Raw genomic sequence first — 14,381 nt, forward strand, 5'->3', positions numbered from 1 at the left:
GTTGTGATAAAAATAGGTTTTTGCAAATATATAGTTAAAGGTTGAAACTATATATCAGTTTTTTCTTAGCCTATCAGAAACGATCCGTTTTATTGAGGGGTAATTATCTAAAGGTTTTTCAAGCACTTTAGGCAGGTTTACAGCCCCTGCATTGTACTTTTCTACAAGTTGCCTATCTGTAGCCCTTTGTTTTCTTTCATGCTTTATAGACACTAAAATAGTATAAAAAGTTTAGTTAGCAATAGGTTTGTTGAAGTTAATCTTTTTCAGCATGTAATAAATCATCCTCTGGCGCGAGGTACTGTCATAAAAGGCAACGCCCTAATCATTCTACCACTTCGCCTGCCATTACAAAGTACCGCAATCTAACCCAATAAAATGGTGGCGCTACTTTGTCACTACATTTTAAGTTAAGTTTTTTAACCGGTGGGGTGGTTGCCGTTATAGCATCAATGAGTATGCATAAAAGGTGGTAAAAATTGGCGGGTTTTAGCAGTTATACGCACACAAAACTTGCGCAAATGGTGGTTACAGGTGTATAAACGGTGGCAATGTCAAGCGTACAAAACCATCCGGTACCCGGTCCGTAAAACTCCTTTGGAGGGTATATACAACTAAATCTGATAACTTTGGTGACAATATTTCGTCACTAAACAGGTGCGTCAAAACTTACTTAAAAGTCAGTAAAAGTGTGCCAAACTGTATAATGAAACCGGATTTATAAAATTAATTTTTTGATTATCAATTAGATGCGAAAACAGGTGTGCCAAAGTGTATCACCGGGAGACATTCAATGCGGTACAGCAATAATAGCCAACGTCAAACGTACAACGTAAACAGCTATTTCTTCTTCTCTTTATCGGTATGCTCGTAGATCTCGGCTTTTACAGCAACCGAATCTTTGCTGAAAGATATCACCAGGTTCTTTTTGTGAATAGGCTTCTTTCGGGCAAACTCAAAGCTATTATCTAAAATCTGGTAGGATAGTTGCAGCGTATCCCAATGTTGCGGGCGCCCCAACGAATCAAGTATCTGCCTAAACGTTAACCCCTTTAACTGGTGATTCTTTACCAGATCGTTAACTATTTCATCGCGAAGCGGATATTCAAGCCCATCGCCATAAATCCATTTTTTACGGTCAAACTTGCTTGCATTACTGCAACCGGTAATAGCCATAAATGCCAATAAACAGATGGGGATTTGAAGAAAGGATCTTTTTATCATCGCGCTAATTTACAAGCAAAACTAATAAAGCCATTAGGTAAATTCATATATTCGTTAAAATCAAAATTAACATGGTCAAAATTATTCCACGCTTGCTATTAGCCGGTACCGCTATACTGGCTTTTTCCTGTAATCAAAATAAACCCGTTGATGAGCAGGATGGACTGTCAGCATTTAGCAAAGACAGTCTTATTAAACATATCGTAACGCTTTCTTCGGACGAGTTTAAGGGCCGCAGGCCATTTACCGTAGGCGAGGAGAAATCTATCGCCTTTTTGCAAAATACCTACAAAGGGATGGGTTTGGAGCCGGGCAATGGCAGCAGTTACTTACAGGATGTGCCCATGGTTGAGATCAGCCCGAAATCTGTTTCGCCGCTTAAAGTACAAGCAGCAAAAGGAAGTTTCGACTTAAAAAACATGGACGACTTTGTATTATGGACTGAAAGAACAGATACAGTACAAACCCTAAACAATGATGATATTGTATTTGCAGGTTTCGGCGTAGTAGCACCCGAGTATAAATGGGATGATTACGCAGGCCTTAATGTAAAAGGCAAAGTAGTAATGGTAATGGTAAACGATCCCGGCTTTGAAACCGGCGATACCACCATGTTTAAAGGCAAAGCCATGACCTATTATGGCCGCTGGACCTATAAGTTTGAAGAAGCTGCCCGCCAGGGTGCTAAAGGTTGTATCATAGTGCATAACACGGCTGCGGCATCTTATCCGTTCCATGTTGTACAAAACTCTAATGGAGGCGTTAAGCTGCACTTAGATAAAAGGGCAAGCCATGCTTACCAGTTAGCGCTACAAGGTTGGGTAACGCACGAAAGCGCGGTTAAAATATTGCACGCAGGTGGTAAAGATACCAGTGTGCTGCATACGGCAAACAACCGTGGTTTTAAAGGTTTTGATATGGGCATTAAGCTATCAGCAACGCTTAAAGCTAAGGTGGTTTTTAATAAATCGCATAATGTTATTGCAAAAATTACAGGTACCAAGCGCCCTGATGAATATATTGTTTTCAGCGCACATTGGGATCATTTAGGCGTGGGCAAACCAGACGCAAAAGGTGATACCATATATAACGGCGCGTTGGATAATGCCAGCGGTACTGCCGCCATATTGGAGATTGCCCGTGCATTTAAAAGCATGAAAACCCCACCCGAAAGAACAATTATATTCCTATCGGTAACTGCAGAAGAGCAGGGTTTGTTAGGGTCAGAATATTATGGTGAGAACCCTATTTACCCATTGGATAAAACGGTTGCCAATATCAATATTGACGGCATTAACGCTATAGGTAAAACTAAAGATGTTACCATATCAGGCAGCGGCCAATCTGAATTGGAGGATTATTTAAAAGCCCAGTTAGCAAAGGATGGCCGGACCTTGACACCAGAGGCTCATCCGGAAGCAGGTCATTATTTTAGATCAGATCACTTTAGCTTTGCAAAAGTTGGTGTACCGTCTATAACTATTGGTGGGGGTAATGATGTAATTGGTAAAGGCAAAGAATATGGTAAGAAAATGGATGACGACTATACCGCCAATCGATACCACCAACCAGCCGACCAATACAATGCTACATGGAATCTTGATGGCGGTTTAGAAGATATTGAGCTGATATTTAAAATAGGCAAACGCCTTGCTTTTGAAACCACTTTCCCACAATGGAACGCTGACTCGGAATTTAAGAAGTTGAGGAAATAGGAAAATATTATTTGGATAATATCTGCTCGTGAAAGATTTTCTTTAGATCAGCATTTCCTTCAATTATTGGTTTTTCTAAACCTTCGATCAGAGAAATAATATTTGATTTTTTAGAAGAATTAACAACTTTATTGAAATACTCTTCAACCAAACCAGAGACACTGGTTTGGTTTTTTTTTGCATAACTTTTTGTTTGTTTAACTAAGTCTGAATCTATAGATAAACTTATGCGAGCCTTCATTTCTATATTATTGTTCGTTTTTGTAAGTAGGGGATAATTTACGCATTCTTCAACAAATAATCCTTAAACCCTTCAAAGTCTTTACCCAAGGGCACTGATTTTTTATCTTTCGACTGCAGCTTTTTTACCTGTGCCGGAGTATCAATGTGACTGGCAATTTCATCCGAAAATACATCAGGGAATTTGCATGGATGGGCAGTTGATAAAAATATCCCTGCGACTTCATTGGTAGGTACATCTTGCTGATAATCTTTTAAAGCCTGCCAGGCAATGGCGGTATGCGGGCAAACCACATATTTATAATGATCATAAACCGCGTTAATGGCTTTAGTAGTTTCTTCATCATCAAAGCTGTAGCCTGTGATCAACTTATTAAGTTGACTCATGTCTTCTTTAAATAGATCAGCAATGCGTACCCAGTTGCTTGGGTTGCCCACATCCATAGCATTTGATAATGTGGCTACAGATGGTTTAGGCTGATAAACGCCACTCTTTAAAAACTGCGGAACAGTATCATTAGCGTTAGTGGCTGCAATAAATTGCTCAACCGGTAAACCCATTTTCCATGCCAATAAGCCTGCGCCTATATTGCCAAAGTTGCCGCTGGGTACCGAGAATATTATTTTGGTTTTACCTTGTTTTAATGCCTGCGCATAGGCATTGAAATAATAAAAAGTTTGTGGAATTAGCCTTGCGATATTAATAGAGTTGGCTGATGTTAAACGATATGTCTCATTTAATTCCGCATCGGTAAACGCTTGTTTAACTAATGCCTGGCAATCATCAAATGTGCCGTTGATCTCTAACGCGCGGATGTTTTGCCCGTTGGTGGTTAATTGTAACTCTTGTATATCGCTTACCTTGCCCTTTGGGTATAATATAGTAACACGGGTGTTAGGTACGCCTAAAAAGCCTAAAGCTACTGCGCCACCGGTATCGCCTGATGTTGCTACCAATACGTCTAATTGCTTTTCGCCCTCTTCTAAAAAATAGCTCATTATGCGGCTCATAAACCTGGCGCCAAAATCTTTAAATGCTAGTGATGGTCCGTGGAAAAGCTCCAGCACATAAACATCTTCCTCCAGTTTAACTATTGGCGCGTAGAAATTGATTGCATCATCAATTATTGCTTTCAGATCCTCAGCCGGGATGTCATCACCTAATAAATTTTGCGCTACATGAAAAGCAATCTCGGGCAGCGTATAGCTATCCAGGTTATTAATGAATTTATCATCTAACCGCGGGATAGTTACCGGCATATAAAGCCCTTTATCCTGCGGCATACTGTTAAATACCGCGTCTTTAAAACTTACGCGGCTTGATGTATTATTGGTACTGTAGAATTTCATTTGGCCCCCTCTAAATCTCCCCCGGTAGGGGAGACTTTATTATTATTTATAATTAATATTTAGTTAAGCCCTCCCTACCGGGGAGGGTTTGGGTGGGGCTTATATCACCTTTGGTCCCACATCATTAATTGGCGATACATACCCGTTAGATCCTATTTTAATTGCTGTTAAATGGTTCTGTAATTTTTGGGTGATGGCATGTGCCGTTGCTTCATCTTTTGTAAACGCAAAAACAGAGGGCCCAGAGCCTGATATGCCAAAGCTTATGGCACCCAGTTCCATCGCCATTTCGCGCATCTTGTAAAAATCTGGTATCAGCATGGAACGCACCGGTTCAACCAATACATCCTGCATACTGCGGCCTATCAGGTCCAGATCGCCCATAAACAGACCGCTTACCAAACCGGCTATATTACCCCATTGGGTAACCGCGTCTTTCATGTTTATTTTTTGGCGGATGATCTGCCTGGCTTCGCGGGTTGGTACATCAACATCAGGGAACACAATGGCGCAATACAAACCCTTTGGATGTGGTAAGCGCACCACATCAAGTGGCGCATAACTACGTATCAATACAAAGCCACCAAATAAAGCAGGCGCAACGTTATCGGCGTGCCCATGTCCACAAGCCATTTCCTCGCCCTTCATGGCGAAGGGTAGTTGGTGTATCGGGTCGCTGGTATCGCCTAATAGAGTTTTGGCGGCAAACAACCCCGCAACGGTACTTGCCGAGCTTGAGCCAAGTCCACTACCTATTGGCATTTTTTTATGCAGCTCAATATCCAAACCTAAATCGGTACGGCCAATACTTTCTAAATAATGTTTAACGCTTACGCTTACCGTATTTTTAGCCGGATCCATTGGCAGGCGACCGTCATCGCCGGTAATTTTACTTATGGTGATACCCGGTTTATTGGTGACACGCATGATCACTTCATCGCCCGGCGCATTAACCGCAAAACCAAGTACATCAAATCCGCATACCACGTTGGCAACAGTTGCCGGGGCAAAAACCTGTATGCTGGTACCAACTTTTATATCTTCAACCATCGGTTTTAATTCTTGTATATTCTCGTTCATAGAAATCTTAATTTGCGCCCACATTAATCAAATCAGCAAATACGCCAGCAGCGGTAACTTCGGCACCTGCGCCGGGGCCTTTAACAACCAACGGGCGCTCTTTGTATCTATCGGTAGTGAACGATATAATATTATCACTGCCCGATAGCATATAGAAAGGGTGGTTCTCATCCACCATTTCTAAGGTGATGGATGCTTTGCCATCTTCTAGTTTGCCTATATATCTTAACACTTTTCCATCAGCTTCCGCGCGATTTTTAATATCGGCAAAGTAGGCATCTTCGGCTATTAAAGTTTGGTAAAAATCATCAACACTGGTCGCATCTAAACTGGCTTGTGGCAACATGCTTTGTATAGATACATCTGATGCTTCTAATGCATACCCTGCATCCCGGGCCAGGATTAACATCTTGCGCATAAAGTCGGTACCGCGCAGGTCATCGCGAGGGTCGGGTTCTGTATAGCCTTTTTCCTGTGCCAGTTTTACGGTGTCATGGAAATTGGCATCGCCCTTAAAATTGTTGAAAAGGAAAGAAATAGTACCCGATAATATAGCTTCTATCTTTTGTACCCTGTCGCCGCTATTCATCAAATCTTTTAATGTGCGGATAATAGGCAGGCCTGCACCTACGTTGGTCTCGTAAAAGAAATCAACCCCATGCTGGCGTGCGCTGTCCCTGAAAGTTTTATACTGTTGGTACGACCCCGAGTTGCCGATCTTATTACAGGTAACTATAGATATGGTCGACTTTAAAATCTCCTCATAAAAAGTAATGGGTTTAGGGCTGGCAGTGTTATCAATAAAAACGCAGTTAGGCAAATTCAGGTCTTTCATTTTGGCAATGAAGGTCGAAAGATCGGCTTGCTCGTTTGATTGATTAAGTGTTTCCTCCCAATTATCTAACGATATGCCATCTTCATTAAAAACCATTTTGCGGGTATTGCTTATGCCGGCTATTTTAACCTGTATGCCGTTGTTATCATGCAAAAACTGGGTGTGGCCGTTTAATTGTTTAAATAATGTTTTGCCGATGTTGCCGGTACCCAAACAAAAGGCATAAAGTGTCTTAGTTAACTGCACAAAGAATGCGTCATGCACCGCATTTAACGCTTTAGCCAGATCATGCGATGAAACGATAACGGATATATTATATTCTGACGATCCCTGCGCGATTGCCCTAACATTAACACCGTTACGGCCCAGCGAATGAAATAGTTTGCCCGATACACCCGGAGTTTCCTTCATATTCTCGCCAACTACGGCTAGTATGGCCAGATCCTTTTCTATATCTACATGCTCCAGTTTTTTGGCGAGTAGCTCTAATTCAAATTCCTGTTCAATTACCCGGCGGGCACGCTCGGTATCGCCCGGCGATACGGCGAAGGTTATGCTATGTTCTGATGATGATTGGGTGATTAATATCACGTTGATCTGCTCTCGCGCCAGCAAAGAAAACAATCGGCCACTAAAGCCCGATTTACCAACCATCCCGCTACCCTCAACATTTAATATGCTGATGTTATTGATAGATGATATCCCTTTTATAGCCAGGTTTGATGGCTTGCAAACATGCTGAATGATAGTCCCCTCAAAACCCGGCTCGAAAGTATTTTTTATCACGATAGGGATCTTTTTTAAAAAGGCTGGTATCATGGTTGGCGGGTAAATAACCTTGGCACCGAAGTAGGATAATTCCATCGCTTCGGTATAAGTAAGCTCGGTTAATGAGAATGCTTTTTTAACCATACGCGGGTCGGCGGTCATCATGCCGTTAACGTCTGTCCATATCTGTATCTCGCTTGCGTTAAGTGCCGCGCCAAATATTGCTGCTGTATAATCACTGCCGCCACGGCCAAGGGTAGTTATCTGCCCTTCGTCATTACTGGCTATAAAGCCGGTAACAAACAATACTTTGCCTTTATTTTCCTGGTACAGTCCGCGAATTAATTGTTCGGTTAATTCGGTATTTACTTTAGCCTGCCCGAATGAGCTATCAGTTTTTATAACTTCTGATGCATCCACAAAAACAGCCGGCATGTACTGCGCCGCAATTTTGCTGATCATTAGGGCTGAGCAACGTTCGCCATAACTTAAAACCAGGTCGCGGGTTTTTGGAGTAAGCTCGCGCAGGGTTAATATGCCTTGTAGTAATTCTTCTAAATGGTTAAAGTTGATCTTTAAGCGGGTTAGCGCCGGGTTTTGGTCGCGTATTTCGAGTAAAGCTTTTACAATCTCAAAATGGCGTTTTTCCAGATCGGCTAGTTGCGGGGTAAAGTCATTGCCTTTGGCGGCATCTTCTGCCATAGCTATAAGCAGGTTGGTTACGCCGCTCATGGCCGATAATACAACTACCGGCTGGTCTGCACCGGCTTTAACTTCACCCTCTTTTTTAAGAATGTTTAGCAGGGTTTGAATGCTTTGAGCCGAACCTACGGATGTTCCGCCAAATTTTAAGATCTTCATTACAGGGTTATTTAAAATAAAAACGCCTTCCTCTGTGTGGAGGAAGGCGTTCATGTGGTTTTTATTTTTATGTTTTATACCATACGATTATCTTCCTCCTGGGCTTTTGCCGGTGGTTGTAGTCGTTGTTGGTGTTGTGTTTATCAGTTTCATATAATGTCTGTAAAGTAAGTAGATATTTTTTAAATAAGCAAGGATAAAATAAAAAAAGTATGATTTGGGATAAAACGATACGTATTTGCTCTATTTTTGTAGGATAATGAAGGATAAGCTTTTAAAGTCAGATAATGCCTTGCTTGAAAAAAAGAAAGCATTAGAAAAGCAATTAATAAAAGAGGTAAAACTATTAAAGAAGTTTAATCCGGATAAAGAATTGAATGCTGATTTTGAATATGCTTCACTAGTTGATCTGCAAAAACATTTGGATGACTAATCTAAAAGATGATATTCTAACACTTTAATGCAGGGGCTAATAACAAAATCAACCGGAAGCTGGTACCAGGTGCAAACGCCTGATGGGGAAAGATACGATTGCCGTATAAAAGGCAAGTTCCGCATAAAGGGTATTACCACTACCAATCCATTAGCCGTGGGTGATGTGGTTGATTTTGATTTGGAGCCCGAGCAGCAAACCGGCGTCATAACCAATTTACATCAGCGTAAAAATTATATCATTCGCAAATCCATTAATCTGTCCAAGCAGGGGCAGATAATTGCCGCTAATTTAGACCAGGCTTTATTGGTGGTAACATTGGCTTCGCCACGTACTTCGTTAGGTTTTATTGATCGTTTTTTAGTTACTGCCGAGGCTTATGATATCCCTGCAAGATTGATCTATAATAAGCTTGACCTGTTTAGCGATGAAGGCTTAGACATACTGGCAGATTATAAAGCTGTTTATGAAAACATTGGCTATCCCTGCTTTGAAGTATCCGCGTTAGAGGGTACTAATATCAGCCAGGTGCAAGATTTGCTGAAAGATAAAGTAACCTTGTTTTCCGGCCACTCGGGTGTTGGCAAATCCAGCCTGATCAACGCCTTATTACCTGATCTGGAACTACGCACCAGCGAGGTGTCCGAATGGAGCGACAAAGGCACCCACACCACCACCTTCGCCGAAATGTTTGAACTGCCACAAGGCGGCTTTATTATTGACACCCCCGGTATACGCGAGCTGGGCGTAATAGATATCGAAAAACATGAACTGGGCCGCTACTTCCCCGAAATGCGATCGCGCATGCATAATTGTCGCTTTAATAATTGCCGCCATATAAATGAGCCTGGTTGCGCAGTGCTTGCTGCTTTAGAAAACGGCGAGATCGAAGTATCCCGCTATGAAAGCTATCTAAGCATTTATAATGGGAATGATACCAGGGCGTAAGTTATTTGGATTTAAGCTGAATTAATACTAGATGAATAAATTGAAACCAATTTTAGATATTGATAAGTTCAATTTATTAGTTGAACAACTAAATGTTGTTGAGATGAAAAATGCAACCGTAGAAGATTTGGCAGTTTGCATCGATAAGATGGCAATTGGCTACGGAGTAGAGGCGTGTGACTTTAATCCTGGTCTTTTGTTATATCGAGGGGTCTTTTATTCCGAACAGCCTAAATTATATAAAGATATTATATATCCACCAGAGGACAAAGCTAAACGTAATCGAGCTAGTGCAGAGGGGGAACAAATGTTTTATGCTGCAAGTTCTAGGAAAGCAGTTTTTTATGAATTAAATATTAAGCCGGGTGATAAACTGGTTCTTTCAAGTTGGATTACTAATAATAGTTTACTATTTAATAATGTTGGTTACACAAGATCAAATTTTGAGAGATTATCATCTTCTAGATTGCCATTAAACGATGATGTCCGATTTGGAGAAGTCAATTACATTGTAGCAGATTTCTTGGCGAAAACTTTCTGCCAACCTATTTCAGAAATAAATGATTATTTATATAAATTGACGATAGCAATTGCTAAAGTTCATTTAAAAGACATAACTGGTAATAAATTTTCTGGATTGTTTTATCCTACTGTTAGATTCAACGGCGACGAAGAAAACTTTGCTATCATCAAAGATACTATTGACAAAGGACTATTAGATTTTGATCGAGCGGAATTCATTGAAGTGCTTGATAAATGTGAAAACAGATATAAATACAGAATAATAAATGTAGCAGGCACTATTATCGATGAGAGTATTATTTGGAATAATCCTACTGATAAATGGACTGTTTATGACGACTCTGATGAATTAGTTTTTGTGGAAGAACATGGACATATTAGAGCGTACAATAACAGCGGAGATATTATAAATCCAGATTGATAATAAGAGAATTATGCCATTTACTAAAGATCAAAGTATCCCGCTATGAAAGCTATCTAAGCATTTATAATGGGAATGATACCAGAGCGTAGATAACTCTAACAAGGTAGTATTACAATACCATATCTACTTCCGAATAACTTTCTCCGAAAATTTTATATTAAAAAGATGTGCAATACTTTACTGTAGCAAAATAGTTGCTCACGCATAAATTTATTTATGTTTGTATATAACCAATAGGGACCTAATCCCCAAACTTTATGAGAAGAATACTATTTATCGGAATGATGCTGTTCCCTTTTTTGGCTATGGCGCAAGGTTTCCAGGTTAATTTGCACGGACAAAAGCAAATTGGCATGGGCCATACTGGCACAGGATTATTGCAGGACGGAGCTTCGGTACTATTTAACCCCGGTGCGGTTGCCATGCTGCCCGAAAATTATGTGCAAGGCGGCATAAGCCCCTTATTTTTTAATTCGGCTTTTTTAGCTGCAGGTGCAAATCAACAAGAAAATAATAAGAACCAGGTTGCTACACCATTTAACGTGTATGCGGTATGGGGCCCTAAAAATGCACCATGGAAAGTGGGCTTAGGCGTATATACACCATTTGGTGGTTTAACTGATTGGGGTACTTCATGGACAGGCAAATACTCTTTAGAGAGTCTGAATTTGAAAGCTATTTATTTTCAGCCTACTATAAGCTATAAATTAAGCAATATAGTAAGCATTGGCGCAGGTTTTGTTTATAACCATGCCAGTGTTGATCTTACCCGTGGCATCCCGGTATCAAGCAGCACGGCGTCAAGTGGCCAAGCCGAGTTAAAAGGCAACGGTAAAGGTTACGGTTTTAACGCGGGCATATTTGTTAAGCCCAGCCAAAAAGTTAGCTTAGGTTTAACTTATCGTTCTAAAGTTAATACTACTATTGATGGTGGTACGGCTACTTTTGCCGTTCCAAATGCTTTGGCAGCTAATTTTCCGTCGCCTAATACATTTTCGTCATCAATTCCCTTACCATCTACTACATCGTTAGGTATAGGTTATTATCCAACTAATAAATGGACGGTGGCTTTGGATCTGGAATATGTAAACTGGGATGTTTATAAATCGTTAGATTTTAATTACGGACAAACTACTGCTACGCTGCAAAACACACATTCGCCACGTAACTATAAAAACGCTTACGATTTTAGGGGTGGTGCCGAATATAAAGCCTGCACTAATGTTGCTTTGCGTTTTGGCGGTGGTTATGCCACAACCCCGGTTCAGGATGGTTATGTAACGCCAGAGGCGCCTGATGCTAATCGGATATATGGTACGTTAGGGTTTGGCTACAAACTGGCCAAAAAGCTTGATCTTGATGTTTCACTGGAGTTTGAGCACTTAATGAGCCGTACCCAAACCAATATAGAAACCAACCTGGCAGGCACATTTAAAACAGATGTAACCATACCGGGCGTAGCCCTTGTTTATCACTGGTAATTTAATTAACAATGAAGATGAAGAATTTTAAATACATATTTATACTGGGTGTATTTGGCTTTTTAGGAGCCTGCAAACCCACCATTACTGCGCCGACAGCGACAGGTTCGGTAGATTTTACAAGATACATCGCCGTTGGTAACTCTTTAACCGCGGGCTATGCTGATGGTGGTTTATACCTAACCGGCCAGTTAAACTCGTACCCCAGCATTATTGCCAAACAAATGGCAACTGTTGGCGGCGGCAGTTTTGCCCAACCGTTATTTACTACCGACCAGGCAAGCGGTACAGGCTATCAAACCTTAACCGGCTTTAGCAGCACCGGGTCGCCTGTACTTACCCCTGTTGTGGCTACTGCGGTGCGGGGCAGTATTCCCTTACCGGGTTTAGGTACAATCCCATTGTTTACAAAATACAGTGGCGCGTTAGAGAATTATGGCGTACCGGGTATAAAATTGAATGATATATTAAACCCTGCTTATGGTAATGGCAACCCCTATTATGAGCGTTTATTGCCTGGGGCCAGCCCGACCAATACCACACCATATCTGGACTTTGTTACCGCTAAATCATTTACCTTTTTTACCAATTGGTTGGGTAATAACGATGCACTTAGCTATGCAACAAGCGGCGGGGCTAGTAATGACTTGACTGACAAGGCTGCTTTCGCCACCACCTACAATACACTAATAACACGCTTAACGGCTACCGGCGCAAAAGGCGCATGCGCAACCATCCCTGATGTTACTACCATACCTTATTTTAATACGGTTACTATAGGTGCTATTTTAGCGGGTGTACAAAAAGTTGCTCCTACAATTACTGCATTATATATTAGTGCACGTAATACAGATGGTACCTACAGCACACGTGCTGCTACGACCGCCGATTTGATAGTACTAACTTTCCCCACAAGTAAAATAAGTGCGACAACAGGGTATGGCTTAGATCCACGCAATCCTATTGAAACCCAGTATGTATTAGACGCTAACGAGGTTGCTTTGGTAAAAGATTATGTAAGCGCTTATAACACTACTATAAAAGCGACAGCGGCTGCAAAAGGTTTGGCGGTGTTTGATTCGTTTAATTTCTTAACCAATTTAAAAAATAACGGCTTGCTAATAAATGGAATAGGCCTTAACTCAAATTATATAAGCGGTGGCATATTCTCATTAGATGGGGTGCATTTAACGCCGCGCGGTTATGCTATTGTGGCTAACCAGTTTATTATAGCTATTAATAGCCAGTATGGTTCTAACATTCCATTGGCAAATGTTTCTGCATACAATGGGGTATTGTTACCATAATGTCGATTCAATAAAGCTATAGATAGAGCCGCGTCAGTTTTTTTGACGCGGCTTTTTTGTGGGCGATATATGCTGATTAATAATTAATTTTATAAAACCGCTTATACCCTAACGGGTTCTATATACATAATTAAACCAAATTATCATGAAAAAGTGGATCATAGTATTACCTGTATTGCTTTTAATATGCGTAGGGTTTTATAGCGTAAAAGAAGGCGAATGGACACTGATGAATTCAACCAATGCACCCGGCTCGCGTAACGAATGTGGGTTTGCCGCGGTTAACGGTAAGTTGTACTTGGTGGGTGGCGATGCCCCGGCAATGGCTGTTCAGATCTATGACCCTGCAACTTCAAGCTGGACGAAGGGTGCGATGGCTCTGTCCATTATGCACCATTTCCAGGCGGTAGGTTTGGGCGATAAGGTTTATGTGCTGGATGCTTTTTCGGATAGGAATTATCCAAATCAAATTCCGTTAGCTAATACCTACAGCTATGATACCAAAGCTGATACCTGGCAGCAATTAGCCGCATTACCCGAAAACCGCAGACGAGGTGGCGCAGGTGCCGCCGTTTATAAGGGCAAACTTTACCTGGTATGCGGCATATTGCACGGCCACAATACCGGCACCAGCGGCCTGTTTGATGTTTATGACCCTGCAACAAACACCTGGGCAAGTTTGCCTGATGCCCCCCATATACGCGACCATAGTATGGCTGTGGTGGTTAAGGATAAACTGTATGCCGTTGGTGGACGAAATACCAGTTTACATGATGCCAATAATTTTATGTCGTTTTTTGATAAGGTGGTATTGGATGTGGATTGCTATGATTTTAAAACAGGTAAGTGGAATACCCTCGCCGCAAAACTACCTATGGGCACCGGCGGTGCAACCTGCGTAAACCTTGATAATAAAATATTTTACATAGGCGGTGAGCGTGCAACTGCTACCAAACCCAATGGCCCTCAAAAGGATGTCTATTATTTAGATCCTGAAACTGGTAAAGAATGGCAGGTTGCCCCAAGTTTAAACAAAGCCCGTAATGGTGTTGGCGGCGCGGTACTTGATGATAAAATATATATTGCCGGCGGGGCGGGCGATGATATTGGGTTAGAGGTTTTTGGATGGAAATGATAATTAATATTTGATAGGTGATTCACAAAAAAGTGAATCACTTGAATCACTTTTTGCT

The 14,381-nt window shown here is 41.3% G+C and carries 12 protein-coding genes; 7 read left to right on the forward strand and 5 right to left on the reverse strand.

Annotation, left to right across the window (positions count from 1 at the left end):
* Window positions 1–840: 840 nt before the first annotated feature.
* Window positions 841–1,224 carry a hypothetical protein gene (locus JWQ34_RS01765; RefSeq protein ID WP_299353027.1) on the reverse strand — a complete coding sequence of 128 codons (384 nt, stop codon included), beginning with the start codon at window positions 1,222–1,224 and terminating at the stop codon, window positions 841–843.
* 71 nt (window positions 1,225–1,295) lie between these two features.
* On the opposite strand from JWQ34_RS01765, the gene JWQ34_RS01770 reads away from it, so the two are divergent.
* Complete coding sequence (locus tag JWQ34_RS01770; RefSeq protein ID WP_299353030.1) at window positions 1,296–2,939, forward strand: M28 family metallopeptidase; 1,644 nt, start codon at window positions 1,296–1,298, stop codon at window positions 2,937–2,939.
* A 7-nt stretch (window positions 2,940–2,946) separates the two neighbouring features.
* Here JWQ34_RS01770 and JWQ34_RS01775 read toward each other — a convergent pair whose 3' ends face one another.
* The 4 genes from JWQ34_RS01775 to thrA form a co-directional block, all read right to left on the reverse strand.
* Window positions 2,947–3,180 carry a DUF6364 family protein gene (locus JWQ34_RS01775; protein ID WP_299353033.1) on the reverse strand — a complete coding sequence of 78 codons (234 nt, stop codon included), beginning with the start codon at window positions 3,178–3,180 and terminating at the stop codon, window positions 2,947–2,949.
* A 38-nt stretch (window positions 3,181–3,218) separates the two neighbouring features.
* Window positions 3,219–4,529, reverse strand: coding sequence for a threonine synthase (gene thrC / locus JWQ34_RS01780; RefSeq protein WP_299353036.1), 1,311 nt, complete (start codon window positions 4,527–4,529; stop codon window positions 3,219–3,221).
* Window positions 4,530–4,628: 99 nt separating this feature from the next.
* The gene (locus JWQ34_RS01785) at window positions 4,629–5,609 is read right to left on the reverse strand and encodes a homoserine kinase (RefSeq protein ID WP_299353039.1); all 981 of its coding nucleotides are present in this window, start codon (window positions 5,607–5,609) and stop codon (window positions 4,629–4,631) included.
* Between the two features lie 7 nt (window positions 5,610–5,616).
* A complete protein-coding gene (gene thrA, locus JWQ34_RS01790) occupies window positions 5,617–8,073 on the reverse strand; it encodes a bifunctional aspartate kinase/homoserine dehydrogenase I (RefSeq protein ID WP_299353266.1) in 2,457 nt (818 codons plus the stop codon).
* A 259-nt stretch (window positions 8,074–8,332) separates the two neighbouring features.
* Between thrA and JWQ34_RS01795 the strand changes: the two genes are divergently transcribed.
* The 6 genes from JWQ34_RS01795 (at window position 8,333) to JWQ34_RS01820 (ending at window position 14,323) form a co-directional block, all read left to right on the forward strand.
* Entirely contained in the window at window positions 8,333–8,506 is a 174-nt protein-coding gene (locus JWQ34_RS01795; RefSeq protein WP_299353042.1) for a hypothetical protein, read from the forward strand.
* 27 nt (window positions 8,507–8,533) lie between these two features.
* Window positions 8,534–9,454, forward strand: coding sequence for a ribosome small subunit-dependent GTPase A (rsgA, locus tag JWQ34_RS01800; protein WP_299353045.1), 921 nt, complete (start codon window positions 8,534–8,536; stop codon window positions 9,452–9,454).
* A gap of 31 nt (window positions 9,455–9,485) precedes the next feature.
* The gene (locus JWQ34_RS01805) at window positions 9,486–10,397 is read left to right on the forward strand and encodes a hypothetical protein (protein ID WP_299353048.1); all 912 of its coding nucleotides are present in this window, start codon (window positions 9,486–9,488) and stop codon (window positions 10,395–10,397) included.
* Window positions 10,398–10,657: 260 nt separating this feature from the next.
* Window positions 10,658–11,881: an OmpP1/FadL family transporter gene (locus tag JWQ34_RS01810; protein WP_299353051.1), complete on the forward strand. Its 1,224-nt coding sequence runs from the start codon at window positions 10,658–10,660 to the stop codon at window positions 11,879–11,881.
* Between the two features lie 17 nt (window positions 11,882–11,898).
* The gene (locus tag JWQ34_RS01815; RefSeq protein ID WP_299353054.1) at window positions 11,899–13,188 is read left to right on the forward strand and encodes an SGNH/GDSL hydrolase family protein; all 1,290 of its coding nucleotides are present in this window, start codon (window positions 11,899–11,901) and stop codon (window positions 13,186–13,188) included.
* 145 nt (window positions 13,189–13,333) lie between these two features.
* Window positions 13,334–14,323, forward strand: coding sequence for a kelch repeat-containing protein (locus JWQ34_RS01820; protein WP_299353057.1), 990 nt, complete (start codon window positions 13,334–13,336; stop codon window positions 14,321–14,323).
* The last annotated feature ends 58 nt before the right edge of the window (window positions 14,324–14,381 follow it).

It is taken from the genome of Mucilaginibacter sp., assembly GCF_028288185.1.
GTDB lineage: Bacteria > Bacteroidota > Bacteroidia > Sphingobacteriales > Sphingobacteriaceae > Mucilaginibacter.

What these genes read in the sequence shown, in the direction of transcription:
- thrA (WP_299353266.1), bottom strand. Translation starts at nt 8,073, where the DNA reads ATGAAGATCTTAAAATTTGGCGGAACATCCGTAGGTTCGGCTCAAAGC.
- JWQ34_RS01795 (WP_299353042.1), top strand. Translation starts at nt 8,333, where the DNA reads ATGAAGGATAAGCTTTTAAAGTCAGATAATGCCTTGCTTGAAAAAAAG.
- JWQ34_RS01805 (WP_299353048.1), top strand. Translation starts at nt 9,486, where the DNA reads ATGAATAAATTGAAACCAATTTTAGATATTGATAAGTTCAATTTATTA.
- JWQ34_RS01785 (WP_299353039.1), bottom strand. Translation starts at nt 5,609, where the DNA reads ATGAACGAGAATATACAAGAATTAAAACCGATGGTTGAAGATATAAAA.
- JWQ34_RS01815 (WP_299353054.1), top strand. Translation starts at nt 11,899, where the DNA reads ATGAAGAATTTTAAATACATATTTATACTGGGTGTATTTGGCTTTTTA.
- JWQ34_RS01820 (WP_299353057.1), top strand. Translation starts at nt 13,334, where the DNA reads ATGAAAAAGTGGATCATAGTATTACCTGTATTGCTTTTAATATGCGTA.
- JWQ34_RS01810 (WP_299353051.1), top strand. Translation starts at nt 10,658, where the DNA reads ATGAGAAGAATACTATTTATCGGAATGATGCTGTTCCCTTTTTTGGCT.
- thrC (WP_299353036.1), bottom strand. Translation starts at nt 4,529, where the DNA reads ATGAAATTCTACAGTACCAATAATACATCAAGCCGCGTAAGTTTTAAA.
- JWQ34_RS01770 (WP_299353030.1), top strand. Translation starts at nt 1,296, where the DNA reads ATGGTCAAAATTATTCCACGCTTGCTATTAGCCGGTACCGCTATACTG.
- rsgA (WP_299353045.1), top strand. Translation starts at nt 8,534, where the DNA reads ATGCAGGGGCTAATAACAAAATCAACCGGAAGCTGGTACCAGGTGCAA.
- JWQ34_RS01775 (WP_299353033.1), bottom strand. Translation starts at nt 3,180, where the DNA reads ATGAAGGCTCGCATAAGTTTATCTATAGATTCAGACTTAGTTAAACAA.
- JWQ34_RS01765 (WP_299353027.1), bottom strand. Translation starts at nt 1,224, where the DNA reads ATGATAAAAAGATCCTTTCTTCAAATCCCCATCTGTTTATTGGCATTT.